General features: G+C 53.7%; 13 protein-coding genes and 2 pseudogenes. 11 read left to right on the top strand and 4 right to left on the bottom strand.

Annotated features, from left to right (window positions below):
• Positions 1 to 92 precede the first annotated feature (92 nt).
• The 7 genes and pseudogenes from dusB (at position 93) to V6Z81_08340 (ending at position 8,202) form a co-directional block, all read left to right on the top strand.
• A complete protein-coding gene (dusB, locus tag V6Z81_08370; GenBank protein MEG9862477.1) occupies positions 93 to 1,094 on the top strand; it encodes a tRNA dihydrouridine synthase DusB in 1,002 nt (333 codons plus the stop codon).
• Positions 1,009 to 1,749, top strand: a pseudogene (locus V6Z81_08365) (sigma-54 factor interaction domain-containing protein). Before dusB ends, V6Z81_08365 begins: the two are co-directional and overlap by 86 nt.
• 333 nt (positions 1,750 to 2,082) lie before the next feature.
• Positions 2,083 to 2,262 (top strand): annotated as a pseudogene (locus tag V6Z81_08360) (helix-turn-helix domain-containing protein).
• 43 nt (positions 2,263 to 2,305) lie between these two features.
• Positions 2,306 to 4,528 carry a PAS domain-containing sensor histidine kinase gene (locus V6Z81_08355; GenBank protein ID MEG9862476.1) on the top strand — a complete coding sequence of 741 codons (2,223 nt, stop codon included), beginning with the start codon at positions 2,306 to 2,308 and terminating at the stop codon, positions 4,526 to 4,528.
• A complete protein-coding gene (locus V6Z81_08350) occupies positions 4,525 to 5,898 on the top strand; it encodes a sigma-54 dependent transcriptional regulator (protein ID MEG9862475.1) in 1,374 nt (457 codons plus the stop codon). The genes V6Z81_08355 and V6Z81_08350 overlap by 4 nt, the downstream gene beginning before the upstream one ends.
• Before the next feature lie 32 nt (positions 5,899 to 5,930).
• Positions 5,931 to 7,307: a Trk system potassium transporter TrkA gene (trkA, locus tag V6Z81_08345; protein ID MEG9862474.1), complete on the top strand. Its 1,377-nt coding sequence runs from the start codon at positions 5,931 to 5,933 to the stop codon at positions 7,305 to 7,307.
• A 37-nt stretch (positions 7,308 to 7,344) separates the two neighbouring features.
• Positions 7,345 to 8,202 carry a D-amino-acid transaminase gene (locus tag V6Z81_08340; protein ID MEG9862473.1) on the top strand — a complete coding sequence of 286 codons (858 nt, stop codon included), beginning with the start codon at positions 7,345 to 7,347 and terminating at the stop codon, positions 8,200 to 8,202.
• 339 nt (positions 8,203 to 8,541) lie between these two features.
• Here the strand turns inward: V6Z81_08340 and V6Z81_08335 are convergent, their stop codons facing one another.
• Positions 8,542 to 9,078: a type II toxin-antitoxin system antitoxin SocA domain-containing protein gene (locus tag V6Z81_08335; GenBank protein MEG9862472.1), complete on the bottom strand. Its 537-nt coding sequence runs from the start codon at positions 9,076 to 9,078 to the stop codon at positions 8,542 to 8,544.
• Between the two features lie 243 nt (positions 9,079 to 9,321).
• Here V6Z81_08335 and hfq point away from each other — a divergent pair, with 243 nt between their 5' ends.
• Entirely contained in the window at positions 9,322 to 9,573 is a 252-nt protein-coding gene (hfq, locus tag V6Z81_08330; protein MEG9862471.1) for an RNA chaperone Hfq, read from the top strand.
• Here hfq and mazG read toward each other — a convergent pair.
• Positions 9,570 to 10,385 carry a nucleoside triphosphate pyrophosphohydrolase gene (mazG, locus tag V6Z81_08325; GenBank protein ID MEG9862470.1) on the bottom strand — a complete coding sequence of 272 codons (816 nt, stop codon included), beginning with the start codon at positions 10,383 to 10,385 and terminating at the stop codon, positions 9,570 to 9,572. The genes hfq and mazG overlap by 4 nt on opposite strands.
• Positions 10,386 to 10,478: 93 nt before the next feature.
• Here mazG and V6Z81_08320 point away from each other — a divergent pair, with 93 nt between their 5' ends.
• On the top strand, positions 10,479 to 11,165 hold the full coding sequence (locus V6Z81_08320) for a DUF502 domain-containing protein (GenBank protein MEG9862469.1): 687 nt from the start codon (positions 10,479 to 10,481) through the stop codon (positions 11,163 to 11,165).
• 68 nt (positions 11,166 to 11,233) lie between these two features.
• Here V6Z81_08320 and recG read toward each other — a convergent pair whose 3' ends face one another.
• Positions 11,234 to 13,354 (bottom strand): ATP-dependent DNA helicase RecG, encoded by a 2,121-nt coding sequence (recG, locus tag V6Z81_08315; GenBank protein ID MEG9862468.1) that lies wholly within the window; start codon positions 13,352 to 13,354, stop codon positions 11,234 to 11,236.
• Positions 13,355 to 13,452: 98 nt separating this feature from the next.
• Between recG and V6Z81_08310 the strand changes: the two genes are divergently transcribed.
• Together V6Z81_08310 and mfd are read left to right on the top strand one after the other, a co-directional pair.
• Positions 13,453 to 13,725: a succinate dehydrogenase assembly factor 2 gene (locus V6Z81_08310; GenBank protein MEG9862467.1), complete on the top strand. Its 273-nt coding sequence runs from the start codon at positions 13,453 to 13,455 to the stop codon at positions 13,723 to 13,725.
• Positions 13,722 to 17,243, top strand: a complete 3,522-nt coding sequence (mfd, locus tag V6Z81_08305) for a transcription-repair coupling factor (protein MEG9862466.1) — start codon at positions 13,722 to 13,724, stop codon at positions 17,241 to 17,243. The genes V6Z81_08310 and mfd overlap by 4 nt, the downstream gene beginning before the upstream one ends.
• Here the strand turns inward: mfd and V6Z81_08300 are convergent.
• A partial coding sequence (locus V6Z81_08300; GenBank protein MEG9862465.1) for a hypothetical protein occupies positions 17,215 to 17,482 on the bottom strand: 268 nt, incomplete at its 5' end. The two genes, mfd and V6Z81_08300, sit on opposite strands and share 29 nt — an antisense overlap.

The raw sequence follows: 17,482 nt of genomic DNA, 5'->3' as shown, positions 1-17,482 counted from the left end.
GAGAAGCCTTGCCCCGGCCGGGTGTTGGCTCTATTTTAGGCACGATGAAATGCCTAAATAATAGGCACGGCATTGGGAGAACACGAACGACCATGGCGGAACCTCTTTCCATCGGCGGCCTTGCGCTTGACCATCCGGCGATCCTCGCACCCATGTCGGGGGTGACGGACTGGCAGTTCCGGCGCATCGTGCGGATGCTCGTCGGCGGACTTGTGGTTTCCGAGATGGTGGCCAGCGCAGCGATCCTGAACGGTGTCCGCAAGGAAATGCGAAAGCTGTCCGGTGATGCCGCCGCTGAATTTCCCTTCTCACTGCAACTGGCCGGCTGGGATCCGGCTGTGATGGCCGAGGCGGCAAAGATCGGTGCCGGTCTGGGTGCTGCGATCATTGATATCAATATGGGCTGCCCGGCGCGCAAGGTTACGGGGAAGCTGTCAGGATCTGCGCTGATGCAGGATGAGGCCCTCGTGGCAAGAATATTTTCAGCTGTGCGGGCTGCGGTGGATATTCCCGTTAGCGTCAAGATGCGGCTTGGCTGGGATGAGCATAATCTCAACGCCCCTCATCTGGCGCATATGGCTGAGCAGGAAGGGTTTGCCATGGTGACCGTGCATGGCCGCACACGCTGCCAGTTCTATAAGGGTGAAGCAGACTGGCAAGCGGTGCGCCGCGTGCGCGAGGCCGTTAGCATCTCGCTTATCGTCAATGGTGATATTGATACACGTGATGACATCGACGAAGCCCTGCGGCAATCCGGGGCAGACGGCGTTATGATAGGCCGTGCGGCTCTGGGGCGGCCCTGGCTTATTCGTGATACCGGCCGGTATCTTACAGGCAGGCCGGCTTTACCGGAACCTGATATTTCCGAGCGCCATGCGATCATGAAACAGCATCTTGACCTGATGCTCACCCATTACGGAACAGCAGGATTGCGGCTGGCACGCAAGCATATCGCTGCCTATACACGGGGGCTGGAAGGTTCTGCGCTCATGCGCCAGATCGCCAACAATGAAACCGATGCCGCCTCCGTTTTTGCCGCCATCGACAGCTTCTTTGAAACGCGCGCCGCCGCATGCGGGAAGATCGCGGCATGAAGCCCGCACCTTTAGCAAAATGGGAGCCCCGCCGGATGAGTTGCCGGATGAGTTGGATGCGAAAGCCGAAGGGACATTTAAATTGACACGTGACCAAGCCAGCGAAGCCGAACATTCGACTCCGATAATAGCCGGGCCTGATCACTCATCACTGATCGGCAGCTCGCCGGCGATGCAGGATACCCGCAAGTCAATCGAAGATTTGGCCAGCAAGGATGTATCGGTGATGATCACCGGTGAAAGCGGTACCGGCAAGGAAATTGTTGCCCGTGCCCTGCATGAGCGGGGCGACAGGCAGGACAAACCGTTCGTTGCAATCAACATGGCGGCAATCCCCCGTGAGCGGATTGAAGTAACACTCTTCGGATATGACAAAGGGGCCGGCAGGGATGTAAGAACCCAGGAAGGCTGTTTTGGCCAGACGCATGGCGGCACATTGTTTATTGATGAAATCGGGGACATGCCGCCGCAAACACAGATGCGGTTGCTGCACGCCCTTGAGAGTGGCGGAACTCGTGCCGGCGACAGGGACCGGAACCCGGTCCATGCGAATGCACGGATCATCGCGGCCACCCGCAAGGATTTGCCCAAATTGATCAAGCAGGGGCATTTCCGCGGCGACCTATACGATCAACTGACTGCAGTGACTCTCAATCTGCCCCCACTGCGCGAGAGGCGGGATGATATACCGGATCTCTGTGCATATTTTTTTGACCGGGCGGCAAAATCGGGGATGCCGGTGAAAAAACTTGACGATGCCGCGCTGGTCCTGCTCACCACCCAGCCCTGGCGCGGCAATGTGCGAGAGCTTGAAAACCTGATCTGGCAGCTTGTACTGCGGGTGGATGGGGATGTCATCAAAGCTGGTGATCTGCGTGCCGTCCTCGAAGACGGCTACCCTCAGAGGCGCCCCCCCAAGGGGAGTCTTAATGCCGATGCCCGGAGTCATATTGAGCGCTATTTCAATGCACACAGGGACGCTCTGCCGCCAGCCGGGGTTTATGCGAGAATTATGACAGAGGTAGAAAAGCCATTACTGGAGGAAACGCTGAAAGCGACAGAGGGCAACCAGCTGCGTGCGGCTGAACTTCTCGGGTTGAACCGCAACACGCTGCGGAAGAAAATACGCACCCTTGATATCAGGCTTGCGCCGAAGCGGCGCCGGTAACTGGTGCATGCCTGCTGATTCCGCTATGCTATGACATTGGACAATGAAAACTGCAACTAAGACATCGCCACAACCCGTGAATAGCGGGCTTGATGACAGAATATCCTTACTGAGAGTCTGGGTCAGTGAGCGCACGTTGGCCTATGCATCGGTGCTGATCGCACTTCTGCTGGGGATGCTGACCTTTGTCCTGCTTTCAAGTGAAACCTTCCTCAGTAAGGAAAGTGAGCTTCTTGTCCTGCTGGTGGGAATTGATCTTGTTTCGATTGCCATCCTGCTTGTTTTTGTCGGCAGGCAACTTTTCAGGCTGATCAGCGAAAGACGCAGGCGAATGGCCGGATATCAGCTGCGATGGCAGCTGGTGACACTGTTTGGACTGATTACCGTGCTGCCGTCACTGGTGCTTGTGGTGTTCACTTATTTTGTTCTCGACGTTTCACTTCGGGGCTGGTTCAGTGACCGGATTTCCACTGCTGTTGAAGAATCCGTCACCGTTGCCGACGCCTATCTCGAAGAACATGTTCTTTCTGTCCGCGGTCAGATACTGGCCATGGCGAATGATATCAACCGCGAAGCCAGCAGACTTTCAGGCAACTCTGATCAATTTGACAGATTTCTGACCAGTCAGGCCAGATTGCGTAACCTTTCCGAGGCGGTTGTGTTTGATTCCACCGGCCGGGTGCTTGCCAATTCACGTTTTGCCTATGCGCTCACCTTTTCCAGTCTTGAAGAGGAGTTTTATGAAAGAGCCCGCGCCGGTGATGTGGCGATAACCAGAACCGATATCACCAACCGTATTCGGGCAGGGGTCAGGCTGAACCAGTTTGTTGATGCCTATCTTCTGGTAGGGCGCTTCATTGACCCCAATGTCTCCGGTGCCGTTGACCGGACAAGAACTGCGGTGAGTGAATACCAGTCGCTTGATATAAGGCAGCTCGACCTCAAGGTCAGTTTTGCCATTCTGTTTGGAATGGTTGCATTGCTTTTGCTCCTGAGTGCGGTTTGGCTCGGGCTTAACTTTGCCAATGCAATTGTCCTGCCGCTTATTTCTGTTATCCGGGCTGCAGAGGATGTGCGTCAGGGTGATTTGTCTTCGCGGGTGGTAAGCGGCCGTAAGAATGATGAAGTTGCTCAGTTGGGCAGATCCTTCAATGAGATGCTTGATAAGATTAACAAGAATAGGGAAGAACTTGTTCAGGCAAACCGTCAATTGGATAACAGGCGTGAATTTACAGAAGCGGTTCTGGGCGGTGTGTCTTCGGGGGTGATCGGCATAGACGAAAACTGGGTCATCACGCTGCCCAATGCTGCAGCGCTCGATATGCTGTCAGTGAGCAAAATGAATGCCATTGGGAGCAGGCTCGATGAGCTTGTGCCTGAATTCGCACCGCTACTGAACGATTCCAGCGGGCGCGGGCGACGGATGAGGGAGCGGAATATTGAAATCAGACGCGGTGATACGACGCAGACCTTGCTGGCAAGGATCACGACCGAAACCGAGGCGCGCCGCATTGTCGGTTATGTGGTCACTTTTGAAAATGTCTCTGATCTGCTTGATGCCCAGCGTAAGGCCGCCTGGGCTGATGTCGCCCGCCGCATCGCCCATGAAATCAAGAACCCCCTGACACCGATCCAGCTGGCCGCAGAACGGCTGGGCGCAAAATACATGCCGAGTGACGCAAAGAATAAAAAGAACTTCTCAACATACATTGATACGATCATCCGACAGGTTGATGACATAGGCCGCCTCGTTAACGAATTTTCTGCCTTTGCCCGGATGCCGGATCCGGTGATGGGGGAGCATGATCTGGTTGCCATGGCAGGCGGGCAGGTCAAACTGTTTGAGGCTGCTGAGAAGGATGTGAAATTTAAGCTGGAAACGGGTGGCAATGAGAAGGTCATCATAACATGTGACGATGGCATGATCCGTCAGGTCATCACCAACCTCATCCAGAATGCAATTGATGCCATGCGCGAGGCCAAAGTCAAAGCGCTGAAAATCATGATCCGCATCAAAGTAGACGGCGATGCCATCATTCTTGATGTTATTGATAACGGTCCCGGCCTCCCTGACAAGGCCGGGGTTGATCTGACGACACCTTATGTTACTTTCCGCAAGAAGGGCACGGGGCTTGGCCTTGCCATTGTCAAAAAAATCACGGAAGACCATCACGGCAGGCTCACTCTCGGCGCATCCAATATCAGAGGCTATAAAGGGGCGATGATTACCCTTACTCTTCTTCCACATGGGAATCCCAGTTCATGAAACCTGAAATTCTCATTGTCGATGATGAATCCGATATCCGGGCTATTATTGTCGAATTGCTCGAAGATGAAGGCTACAAGTGCCGTCATGCCGCCAATGCACAGGAAGCGCGCGAAGCGGTGCAGCAGTTTCTGCCTTCATTGGTGATCCTTGATATCTGGATGAGCGATTCTGACATGGATGGTCTCGAATTGCAGAAATGGATCAGAAAACTCTATCCCGATGTGCCTGCAATCATGATTTCCGGTCATGGCAATATCGAAACAGCCGTGCAGGCCATGAAGGACGGCGCTTATGATTTTGTTGAAAAACCTTTTAAATCAGAGCGCTTACTCATACTTGTACAAAGGGCGCTTGAAGCGGCGTCACTGACTCTGGAAAACCGGGATCTGAGGAAGGAGTCCGCCGGCAAAGTCGAAATGATCGGTATATCGCCGCCGTTTAAATTGCTCCAGCAGTCCCTTGAGAAGGTGTCCCAGTCAAACAGCCGGGTGATGATCACAGGCCCTTCGGGCAGCGGCAAAGAGTTGATGGCACGCCGTCTGCACGATCTTTCACCGCGCCGGGGCGGCCGTTTTGTTCTGGCCAATTGTGCCATGCTCTCACCTGACATGGTGACGGCCGAACTTTTTGGCACCGAAGGGCATGACGGACGCCAGCGGATTGTCGGGCTGTTTGAACAGGCGCATGGCGGCACATTGTATTTTGACGAAATCGGCGATTTGCCGTTGGAAACCCAGGGCAAGCTTGTTCGTGCCGTTCAGGATCAGCGGTTCCGCCGTATTGGCGGTGCAAGTGAAGTGACTGTGGATGTCCGGGTGATCAGCGCATCGAAACTGGATCTGATGGAGGAAATCAATCAGGGCAATATGCGCGAAGACCTCTTCTACCGGCTGAGCGTTGTACCGATCGCTGTACCTTCCCTGGCCGAGAGGAAAGAGGATATTCCAATTCTCTCGGAATATTTCCTTGATCTTGCAAATGCCAATCAGAGCAAGTCGCTGAAATTTTCCGATGAAGCCTTAGTGCAAATGCAGCTCTATGGCTGGCCGGGTAATATAACCGAGCTGCGTAATGTCATCGACTGGCTGTCGATCATGGTGGACCACTATGAAAGTGAGCTCATCACAGCCGAGGAGTTGCCACCGGTCATCACCGGGAATTCACCTACTGCGGCCGGCGGCATTGACAACATGGTCGGCCTGCCGCTTAAGGCTGCCCGGGAGCATTTCGAGACCCAGTATTTGATCTCGCAACTGACACGTTTTGATGGCAATATATCCAAAACAGCATCCTTTATCGGCATGGAGCGGTCGGCTTTGCACCGCAAGTTGAAAAGTCTTAACATCAATCCTGAACTCAGTGATTAGCCAATGGCGTCTGATCAGCGGAAGGAACACCAATGAACATCATAATTTGCGGAACCGGCCAGGTTGGCACTTCGATTGCCGGTCATCTCGCCCGTGACAACCAAATTACTGCCATTGATTCCAATGCGGAACGTGTGCAGCGTACAGCCGAGGCACATAACCTCCGCGGTGTTATCGGCGTTTCCTCTCATCCCGATATTCTTCAAGAGGCCGGGGCGAAGGATGCCGATATGATCATTGCGGTGACCGAATCCGATGAGGTCAATATGGTGTCCTGCCAGGTGGCGCATTCGATCTTCAACACGCCGCTGAAGATTGCCCGGATCCGCAGCCGCTCCTACCTTGATCCCCAGTTCGGTGATCTCTATGCATCGGAAGACCTGCCGATCGATCATATCATCTCACCCGAAGCCGAAGTCTCAGAAGCGGTGAGCAGAAGGCTGCTTGTTCCCGGGGCCTTCGATGTGGCCAATATGTGTGATGATAAGGTCAGGATTGTCGGTGTCCGTTGTCATGCATCTTGCCCGATTATCGATTCCCCGTTGCGTTACCTGACCGACCTGTTTGAAGATCTTTCCGTGACCGTTGTTGCGATTTTGCGCGGCAATGAAGTTCTTGTTACTCGTGATGGCAGTGTCAAGATGCAGGAAGGGGATCAGGTCTATTTTGTCTGTGACGAAAAGCATATGGGCCGTGCCATGGCATCATTCGGGCATGAGGAGCCGGCATCACGCAAAGTGCTGATCGCCGGCGCCGGCACTATTGGCGGCATGCTGGCGTCAGATGTTCTGACAAAAATTGAGAATTCACGATGCGCGATTATTGAATCTGACAAGAATCAGGCTGAAGCTGTTGCTCACGCCATATCCGGGGCAACAATCATCAATGGCGACGCCCTTGATCCTGAAATGCTGCAGGAAGGGGGGGTAAGGGATGCTGATACGTTTGTTGCACTGACCAATGATGATGAGGTGAACGCGCTGTCAGCCCTCCTGGCGCGCCGGTTTGGTGCGGCGCATACAATATCGCTGATCAATATTTCCAGCTTCGTTCCCCTGATTTCAACTCTTGGGGTGGACAGTGTTATTAATCCGTCCGCTATCACGGTGTCATCTATCCTCAAGCATGTTCGGCGCGGACGTATACGTGATATTCATACAATTATCGAAGACCGGGGCGAGGTCATGGAAGTTGAGGCTATGCCATCGTCACCCATGGTGGGCAAAGCCCTGCGCTCAGCTAAATTGCCCAAGAATGTTTCCGTCGGGGCGATTGTCCGCGAGGACGAGGTGATCGCTCCTCGCGGTAATACGATTGTCGAATCCAATGACCGGGTCATTCTCTTTGCAGAACGCGGCGCGATTGGCGAAGTGGAAAAAATTCTTTCTGTCAGGCCGGATTTCTTCTGAAATTCCGGGTGAACGCAACTCTACTTAAGGTTACCTCATGTCACGTATCGCTTATGTCAATGGCCGTTATGTCCCCCACAAGGATGCTAAAGTCAGTATCGATGACAGGGGCTATCAGTTCGGTGATGGTGTATATGAGGTGGTGACCGTGATCGGCGGCGTGCTGGCCGATCAGGAATGGCATCTTGACAGGCTGGAGTTTTCCCTGGGTGAGCTCGGTATCCCGATGCCCATCAGCCGGGATGCATTACGCATTGTTATCCGCAGTATCATCCGTATGAACATGATCCGTGACGGGCTGATCTATTTTCAGGTGACCCGCGGGGTGATGCGGCGTGATCATGCCTTCGCTGCGGCATTGACCCCGCAACTGGTCATGACGGCAAAGCCCATCAGCATCGCAGCAGCAGACACAGGACGCACTGTCGATGTGATCACGGTGGAAGACCAGCGCTGGCAGCGTCGCGACATTAAGACAATACAGCTTCTTCCAAACTGTATGGCCAAAACGAAAGCCGTTGACGCCGGCGCTTACGAAGCCTGGATGGTTGACAAGGAAGGGTTTGTTACCGAAGGGTCATCGTCCAATGCCTGGATCGTCACCCATGACGGTGAGCTGATCACCCGTCCGGCTGATTATGACATTCTCAACGGCATCACCCGGAAGGCCGTGCTGGCAATAGCCACCCAGCGCAACCTGAAAATTGTAGAACGCCCCTTCACCCCGGATGAAGCCAAAGCTGCGGCAGAAGCTTTCATATCAAGCGCATCGGCGCTTGTCACGCCGGTTTCAACGATTGATGACGCTAAGGTCAATGACGGCAAGGCCGGTCCCGTTGCGATAGCACTCCGCAAGGCCTATTTGGATCGCATCGCGAGCGCTGCAGCAGAATAATATGAGCCCGACCCGGCACTGAATCACCCTCTTTACCTTTTGGGGGATTCTGTAAAATTGCCATCACAACACGTTCTGGATTGCCATTTTTTGGATGTGGTTATAATTCTTTATCGGCTGTTAGATAGTCTTAATCATTTTATCCAAAGATGAAGTTGTGAGGATGCAAATAATTGTAGCTTGAAAAATCACAATGGCGGCAGTGCTTTATCCTCCCATACTACTCGTGCCGACAAATCGTGCGGCCTTGCTAATATTATCCGCATCTATTCGTAATACACGAAACACGCCAACGGATCATCATTGATATCTTCCAAGCCAGGCTCATTTGAATCATTATCATTTTGCATTTTTGGAAACGTTCTGCTCTAATTTTTTCTTGTAATGTTTATATATAATCTCATTTTCAATATGAGCATTTCGTCTTCCGTTGGATTTCTTCCGTGTTATGTCCCACGGTGTTCCAGGTTGATGACAAAGAGTTGATAGTTGTATACCTGACCACCTGCCGTAGACTTCCCAAACTCTGTCGAGTAAATTAGTGGTATTCTCATCCTTTTGCTTTATCTCGGGTGTCACCGAAACAATACTTCCAATATTTCCGGTTTCTTTAGCTACGAATTCTGTACCAAGGTCAGTTATGGGCTGTTTTCCTCGATCTTTGAATTCATGATAAACCGATGGAAACACGGGTCCATATTGCCATGCTTCAGCATTCTCATCAAAAACCAATGGTTGTTTCTTTCCACGTAAGGCAAGATGCCACCCGTGTGCAATATATACCAGTTTTTGAAGTTTTAGCGGCTGGATGCCAGTGTGCCCGTATTTCGACAGAAAATAGTTAGCAACCGCTATAGCAGTGTAACGTTTTTCCATTTGATATGGTACCTTTTCATCAGTCTAATTCAAGTGCCATTACTCATCTACCTATTAAGATAATAGATTGTGGGGATAATTCAAGTTGTTTGTTTGCAACATGTTTGTTTACAACAGCTTAGATGTTTGATTATTGAAGGATTTAGGTAGGATTGTATATAATCCTATTTTTTTTAGATTTGCCTTTCCAATTCCAGCAGTCATACTGTGTGCGATAATAATAACAATATAGGGGGGGACACCATGGTTTCGGATAAAAGCAAGAATCTTCAGGAAACTTTCCTCAATTCCGTTCGCAAAGACCATGCTTCCGTCACGGTTTTTCTCGTCAATGGGGTCAAACTGCAGGGGATAATCACCTGGTTTGATAACTTTTGTCTTTTGTTAAAGCGGGAACAGCATGTCCAACTCGTCTATAAGCATGCGATTTCAACCATCATGCCGTCAGATCCTATCAATTTTAATATCGGGGATGAGACCGAAGAAGACGGCTAGCGTGATTTTTCAGCCTGTTTGATTTCCGTCCACCATGCCTCCATTTGGTCCAGTTCGGCATCTTCCATACTAATCCCTTCCGACCGGGCACGGGAAACAACACCGTTGAACCGACGGGTGAATTTACCGTTTGTCCGCCTCAGGGCCGCATCCGGGTCGACCCCGCTCTTGCGGGCCAGATTGATTACCGCAAAGAGCAGATCACCGATTTCATCTGCAAGTCTGTCATCACTTCTCGGGCTTGCCGCCAGCTCCGATGCCACTTCATTAAGCTCTTCGCCTACTTTGGCAAGTACAGGTTCAGGATCATCCCAGTCGAAACCGACACGCGCCGCCCGCTTTTGAAGTTTCACGGCACGGGTCATTGGTGGCAGAGCTGAAGCAATGCCATCAAGTAATCCGCCCTCATTTTTGTCTTTTCTTTCCGCCGCCTTGATCTCCTCCCATGCTTCACGCTGTTCCGCCTCGTTTCTGTAGCTCGCCTCACCAAAAATATGGGGATGTCGCCTTATCATTTTTGCGGTGATGCTGTCGGCTATGGCGGCAAAGTCAAAAGTACCGGCCTCTTCGGCAATCCGGGCCTGGAAGACGACCTGAAGGAGCAGATCACCCAGCTCATCGCGAATATCCTCCGCCGTGCCGCCTTCAATCGCTTCGGCCACTTCATAGGCCTCTTCTATTGTATAAGGGGCGATACTGGCGTGATCTTGTTTCAGATCCCATGCGCAGCCTTCTTCCGGATGGCGCAATGCCGCCATGACATCCATGAGGGCACGCAGGCTTTTTTCTGCCTTATCAGGGTTTTTGCTCATGTCTGCCTTATCCTGTAATCTGGTTGATATGCGGGACATTTCACGTATAGTATGTTTATTCGCCCGTAAGGGTAACCCCATGAGGTTAAGTTAATGACATTTTTCGGCACATTGCGAGGCTGGTTTTTAACCGGCCTGATCGTTTCAATACCGATTTTCCTCACAGCATATCTGACCTGGCTCATTGTCGGTGTGATCGATGGCTATGTTGCCAGCCTCCTGCCGGATAATCTTAATCCGCAAAATTATGTGCCGTTCCGGCTGCCCGGCTTCGGGATCATCATCGGAGCGCTGCTGATCATCCTGACCGGGGCGATTGCAAGGGGATTCGTTGGTCGCTGGCTTGTCCGTCTCGGTGAAAACATGGTTAACAGGCTGCCGGTTGTTCGCTCCGTTTACGGGGCCACCAAGCAGATCATGGAAACGGTGATGGCCAGTCAATCCGATGCTTTCCGTGAAGCCGTGCTGATTGAATATCCGCGCCGCGGCATTTGGGCGATCGGTTTCGTGACAGGAAAAACACGTGGTGAAGTGCAGAACATGTCGTCAGAAGAACTCGTCAATGTCTTTGTGCCGACAACGCCCAACCCGACTTCGGGTTTTCTGCTCTTCTTTCCCCGTGATGAGCTGATTACCCTTGATATGAAGGTCGAAGAAGCGGTGAAGATGGTGGTTTCCGGCGGTATCGTGACACCTGACGACCCGCGTGTTGACCGCAAAGCCAAGGCCCTCAATCCATCGAAGGCAAAGGCCGGGAAAAAGAAGCCGAAAAAAGGGTAAAAGGGTCTTCCTATAAATACCCAAAAAAATACCGCCAAAAAATACCCCAAAAATACCGTCGGAAAGCGTTAACCGCCCGCCAGGTAGGTCACGGCCATATCACGCTCAAACAACGACAGCAGTAATTTAAGCCGCGTCCCTTCATCGCCGCTGAGCATGGGATTGCGAGAGAGAATCCCTTCGGCTTCGTCATGGGCGAGGGCCAGAAGGTCACCGTGATGCGCAAGATCTGCGAGAATAAAATCCGGATCGCCCGATTGCCGCTGGCCAAGAACCTCGCCGGGACCGCGCAGGCGCAAATCTTCCTCGGCGATACGGAAACCATCGTCGCTTTCGCGCATGATGGAAAGACGGGCACGGGCCGTTTCCGAAACCGGTGCCTTATAAAGCAGAAGGCAGCTTGACTGATCGTCCCCGCGGCCGACACGCCCCCTGAGCTGGTGCATCTGCGCCAGCCCGAACCGCTCGGCATGTTCAATGATCATGATCGAGGCATTGGGCACATCAACACCAACCTCGATAACCGTTGTAGCAACCAGCAGCCGGCTCTCGCCGCTGCGGAACGACTCCATGGCGGTATCACGACTTTCAGCATTCATTTTCCCGTGAACAAGCCCCGTTGCGGCTTCCGGCAGTGCGGTGCGCAATTCGGTGTGACGTCCCTCGGCAGCGGCGATATCAAGGCTGTCACTTTCGTCGATAAGAGGACAAATCCAGTAGGCCTGTTTACCCGCCTTGATCGCCCCACGCAGTCTTTCTATGACATCATCGCTGCGATCAAGCGGCACCGCTGTAGTGATGACAGGTTTCCGGCCCGGCGGCTTTTCATCAATTTGCGATGCGACAAGATCGCCGTAAGCTGTCATGGCCAAGGTGCGGGGTATGGGTGTTGCGGTCATCACAAGCACATCAACACCCTTGGCCTTGTCGCCGAGAACCAGCCTCTGGCGCACACCAAAGCGATGCTGCTCATCGACAACCGCAAGACCGAGATCGTTGAAGCTGACATTATCCGAAAGCAGGGCATGGGTGCCGACGACAATGGGCATGGTGCCGTCAGCGAGTGCAGCAAGCACGTCGCGTTTTTTCCCCGCCTTCATCTTGCTGTGCAAAAGTCCCGGAGTGATCCCGAGCGGGGCAAGAAAGCCGGTCAGGGTCGCATGATGCTGGCGGGCCAGAATTTCCGTGGGAACAAGCAGTGCGGCCTGAGCACCGCCGGAGACGACATGCAGCATGGCCAGCAGCGCGACAACTGTCTTGCCGGAGCCGACATCTCCCTGAAGCAGACGCAGCATGCGCCTTGGCGCAATCTGATCAGCCCTGATCTCATCGATCACCCTCAGCTGTGCCGGGGTGAGCTCAAAGGGAAGGTTACGGGTCAGCTCTGCCGCAAGACCGTCGGTTGCCTGATCGGGGAAGGCGCGCCCCTCATCAACGCCGGAACCTATCCGCACAAGAGCAAGGGCGAGTTGATTGGCCAGCAACTCATCATAGGCAAGCCGGGCCCGTTCAGGGCTGTTCGGCATAAGGTCGGCATCGCTGTGGGGGGAATGAACGGATCGTGCCGCTTTTGCCCATTCCGGCCAGCCAAAACGATTCACGATGTCGGGGTTGATCCATTCATCAAGTTCAGGGATGCCCTCAAGGGCCGCCTTCATGGCCTTGGCCATTGTCTTTGCCGTCAGCCCCGCCGTCAGAGGGTAGACAGGCTCATACCGGGGCATATCGTCTTCCTTGTCCGGGGCGATGACATGATCGGGATGAGCGATCTGCACTTTATCCTTAAACATCTCCGCCCGACCACTGACAATCCGCCTCGCACCGAGGGGCAGGAGTTTCTCTACATAATCCCCGCGGGCATGGAAGAACACCAGATCAACACGGCCGGTCTTGTTTTGCGCCGCAACGCGCCAGGGGCGGCGGCTTCTGCGCGGCGGTTTGTCATGGCCGGTGATTTCGACTTCAAGCGTGACAATGCTGCCGTGCTCGATTTGTGAAATGGCAGGCCGCTTGCTCCGGTCAATGACCCCGCAAGGCAGGTGCCGCAGCAAATCGATCACATGGCTGCCGACACGCTTACTGATCACTGAGGCGAGCTTGTCCCCGACACCGGGGAGTGCTGTCAGCGGGGCAAAAAGCCTGAACAGGGGCTCGGGTCTCTTGAAATGCTTAAAACCGGAAGTGGTCACCTATATAATTCCTCATTTTGCTATTCCCAGAGACCATGTTAGATCAATATTGCCCATATGGCATCACTCAAAGATTTTGCACTCAAAGATTTTGCATCATGACATCACAAACACGCTCTCATCGTATCCGCCGCCTCGTCTACCGCTCAACATATACAGGCATGCGTGAAACCGATCATCTGCTGGGCCCGTTTGCCCGGGAATGTCTTGATTCCATGAATGATATTGAACTCGACGCCTATGAAGAGCTGCTTGAATACGGGGATCCGTCTATCTGGGCCTGGCTCAATAGCAGCGCCGCTTTGCCCGAGGGGTTTAATAATCCGGCATTTGATAAACTCCGGATCTGGTGTGAGAGGCGCAAGCCATGACCATGCCCTTACTTAAGGACTGGGCCACCTCGTCCCCGGGCATGCTCTGGGGGGCACCGGAGGGTGTCGATGCGATGGCCCTTGCCCATCTGGTAGAAGAGAACGGAGGCCGGGCCGTCCATGTGGCCCTTGACGATGCCGGTCTCTCCCGGATGGCGGCATCAGTTTCACTATTGAGTGTCGACCCTGAAGCCGTGCTTGAATTTCCGGCCTGGGATTGCCTGCCTTATGATCGTATCTCTCCTGGCGGGGTGCTGACGGGAAAACGGCTTCATTGCCTCGCCGAGCTGGCGGCAAGGCCTGATAAGCCCCGGATTATTCTGACGACGGTCAATGCCTGGCTGCAGAAAACCCCGCCGCGGGCGATGTTCAGAGGGGCATCGCTCAACCTTAAGCCGGGGGATACGATCAGTGCCGCCGATCTGATGCGGTTTTTTACGGCCAATGCCTATCACCGGGCTGATACCGTCCGCGAAACCGGTGAATTTGCCATCCGGGGCGGCATCGTTGATGTCTTCCCGCCGGGGGCGGGCGAGCCGGTGCGGGTTGATTTTTTTGATACGGAAATTGAAACGATCAGGCATTTTGACCCCGAAACCCAGCGCAGCACGGCCGGCGCCGACGTGCTTGCACTGCATCCTGTCAGCGAATTCATTCTGGATGAAGAGACAATCAGCGCCTTTCGGGGCCGCTATCTTGAGTGCTTTGGTGCCGAAGCTTCCCGTGACCCGTTGTATCTTTCCATTTCAGAAGGCCGCCATCATCCGGGGATGGAACATATGCTGCCCCTTTACCATGACAGCCTTGAGCATCTTTCCGATTACACCGGCCCGGCAACACCTGTGCTGATGGCTGACGAGATGGAAGCCGCCACGCGCCACCGATTTGATCAGATTAATGACTTTCACACAGCCAGAATTGAGGCAATGCAACTCGCAACTGACCAGGAAGGCGACAGTATATGGCGTCCGCTGCCCCCTGATGCGCTTTACCTTGATGACACCGGCCACACGGGGCTCAGAGATAAACTGCTGACCCATCAGGTATCTTCCTTTGGCCGGCAGGACGGTACACCCGCGTCCGGCCATGATGCCGGAGGGCGACGCGGTGCGATTTATCATGCCGCGGCAACGGAAGCCCGACTAGAGGGCGAGGGTGCATCATCGCCAAGCAGGAGTGTTGGCAAGGAAATTCCTCAACTGATCAAATCAGCAGCTGTGCTGCTTGCTGCGAGCAGCGAAGGTGCGCGGAGCCGCATTGATGAACTTATTGGTGAACATCTGCCGCAACAGCTAACCATCAATCCCGTAACGCGTATCGAAGGGCTGGCAGCAGGACAGGTTTATTCCGCGACATGGCCGATTGAAGACGGCTTTACCCTGCCGGGTTTGACGGTAATCACGGAGAAAGACATCTATGGCAATCGCATTACCCGTCCCTCCCGGAGGAGAAGGCGCGGCGAAAATTTCCTGCGCGAGGTGTCATCCCTTCAGAAAGGCGACCTCGTGGTTCATGTCGATCACGGAATTGGCCGCTACGAGGGGCTGGAGCGCATCGAGACGACAGATGCCCAGCATGATTGCTTGCTGATCATCTATGCCGGAGGCGATAAACTCTTCCTGCCCGTTGAAAATATTGATCTCCTCTCACGTTATGGCAAGGAGGGGGGCGATGCCCAGATGGACAGACTGGGCAGTGCGTCATGGCAGGCGCGCAAGGCCCGGATCAAGGGGCGGATACGCGAGATAGCAGAGCAACTGATCAAAGTCGCCGCGATGCGGCAAACGGCAAAGACCGAGCCCATCATGCCGGACCCGGGGGGATACACCGAATTTTGCCAGCGTTTTGTTTTTGCCGAAACCGATGATCAGACCGAAGCTATCGATGATGTCATGCGTGATCTGGCATCGGGGCAGGTGATGGACAGGCTGATTTGCGGCGATGTTGGATTTGGCAAGACGGAAGTCGCCATGCGGGCGGCTTATGCCGTTGCCATGGCAGGGTTCCAAATTGCGGTCGTCACCCCGACAACCCTACTGGCCCGCCAGCACAGGATTACATTCGAAGAGCGCTTCCGCGGTCTTCCTGTCAAAATAGGCATGCTGTCCCGGATGACAGGAGCAGCGGCGGCAAGCCGGCTGCGTGAGGAAATTGCCAGTGGTGAATGCCAGATTGCCATCGGCACTCATGCCCTGCTCTCAAAGAAGGTCGAGTATGACAATCTCGGACTGGCCATTGTTGATGAAGAGCAAAATTTTGGCGTCAGTCAGAAAGAAAGACTTAAAGCCCTGCGCGGAGATGTTCATGTATTGACCCTGAGTGCAACGCCGATCCCCAGAACCCTGCAGATGGCGCTTTCCGGTGTGCGTGAGATGTCGATCATCGCAACACCACCTGTGGATCGTCTGGCTGTGCGAACATTCGTTGGTCCCTGGGATACTGTCGTGCTGGCAGAAGCTGTTCGGCGGGAGAGATTTCGCGGCGGGCAGGTATTTTGTGTTTGCCCCCGAATTGATCATCTGCCGCGCGTATATGACAGACTCCAGGCGATGGTACCGGAAGCCCGTATCATCACTGCCCATGGCCGGATGCCATCGGATGATCTCGATCAGGCGATGACCCGGTTTGCCGACGGCAATGCCGATGTTCTGCTCTCCACCAATATAATAGAAAGCGGTATCGATATATCATCGGCCAATACGATGATCATCCATCGGGCAGACATGTTTGGTCTCTCGCAACTCTACCAGTTAAGGGGACGCGTTGGGCGCAGCCGCCAGCGCGCCTATGCTTATCTGACAACCGATGCGTCACGGATTCTGACTGAGCAGTCAAAGCGGCGGCTTGAAGTGATGCAGACGCTTGATTCTCTTGGTGCGGGATTCACGCTGGCCTCCTATGACCTCGATATTCGCGGTGCCGGCAATCTGCTTGGTGATGAGCAATCGGGACATGTTCGTGAGGTCGGTGTCGAACTCTATCAGGAAATGCTGAGAGAGGCCGTCAATGTAGCCCGCCTTGGTGCAGACGCCGCCGCCGAGACCGAAACATCCTTCTCGCCTGTGATCAATCTGGGGACGACGGTGCTGATCCCTGACGGTTATGTCAATGATCTGACCGTAAGGTTGTCTCTTTACAGGCGTATCGCTGCAACTGATACCATGGAGGAAGTAGAGAGTCTGCTGGCCGAAATGGTAGATCGATTCGGTCCTTATCCCGAAGAAGTCCGCAACCTGATCGACACCATTCAGATAAAGATTCTCTGCCGTCAGACCAATGTCGCCAAAATTGATGCCGGACCAAAGGGGCTCAGTCTTGAGTTCAGGGATAACCGCTTCGATAATCCTGAAGCGCTAATAGGGTATATCGCCGGTAAGTCCGGACAGGTGCAACTGACAGGAGATCATCGCCTTACTTTCAGGCAGACACTGCCTATCTCAAACCGTGCGAGGGCGGTGCAGCAGACTCTTGAGGAAATACGCGATCTTGTCATTCCGCCTGAACCAGCCGGTGATTGACAACGGCATCAAAAAGGGGAAGGAAACTTTCCGGCGGATGCGCTCCTGATATTGCCCAGTCACTTTCGAATATGAAATACGGGACACCGTTAATTCCAATTCGTCCGGCGTCTTTGAGATCATTCTCGAGCTGGTGGGTGATCGTCGCACCCGGCGGATAAGGCAGATCATGGCGTTGTGCAATTCCGGCCATGTAACTCTCATCACCAAGGTCTTTGCCGTTGATGAAATAGTCCTCG

This window comes from Parvularculales bacterium (assembly GCA_036881865.1).
Classification (GTDB): Bacteria; Pseudomonadota; Alphaproteobacteria; order JAPOUT01; family JBAJNM01; genus JBAJNM01.
Note: the sequence above shows the minus strand (reverse complement) of the source record. Positions and strands in the feature narration are given on the sequence as shown.

What these genes read in the sequence shown, in the direction of transcription:
- V6Z81_08320 (MEG9862469.1), top strand. Translation starts at nt 10,479, where the DNA reads ATGACATTTTTCGGCACATTGCGAGGCTGGTTTTTAACCGGCCTGATC.
- mazG (MEG9862470.1), bottom strand. Translation starts at nt 10,385, where the DNA reads ATGAGCAAAAACCCTGATAAGGCAGAAAAAAGCCTGCGTGCCCTCATG.
- dusB (MEG9862477.1), top strand. Translation starts at nt 93, where the DNA reads ATGGCGGAACCTCTTTCCATCGGCGGCCTTGCGCTTGACCATCCGGCG.
- trkA (MEG9862474.1), top strand. Translation starts at nt 5,931, where the DNA reads ATGAACATCATAATTTGCGGAACCGGCCAGGTTGGCACTTCGATTGCC.
- V6Z81_08350 (MEG9862475.1), top strand. Translation starts at nt 4,525, where the DNA reads ATGAAACCTGAAATTCTCATTGTCGATGATGAATCCGATATCCGGGCT.
- hfq (MEG9862471.1), top strand. Translation starts at nt 9,322, where the DNA reads ATGGTTTCGGATAAAAGCAAGAATCTTCAGGAAACTTTCCTCAATTCC.
- V6Z81_08355 (MEG9862476.1), top strand. Translation starts at nt 2,306, where the DNA reads ATGAAAACTGCAACTAAGACATCGCCACAACCCGTGAATAGCGGGCTT.
- V6Z81_08340 (MEG9862473.1), top strand. Translation starts at nt 7,345, where the DNA reads ATGTCACGTATCGCTTATGTCAATGGCCGTTATGTCCCCCACAAGGAT.
- mfd (MEG9862466.1), top strand. Translation starts at nt 13,722, where the DNA reads ATGACCATGCCCTTACTTAAGGACTGGGCCACCTCGTCCCCGGGCATG.
- V6Z81_08310 (MEG9862467.1), top strand. Translation starts at nt 13,453, where the DNA reads ATGACATCACAAACACGCTCTCATCGTATCCGCCGCCTCGTCTACCGC.
- V6Z81_08335 (MEG9862472.1), bottom strand. Translation starts at nt 9,078, where the DNA reads ATGGAAAAACGTTACACTGCTATAGCGGTTGCTAACTATTTTCTGTCG.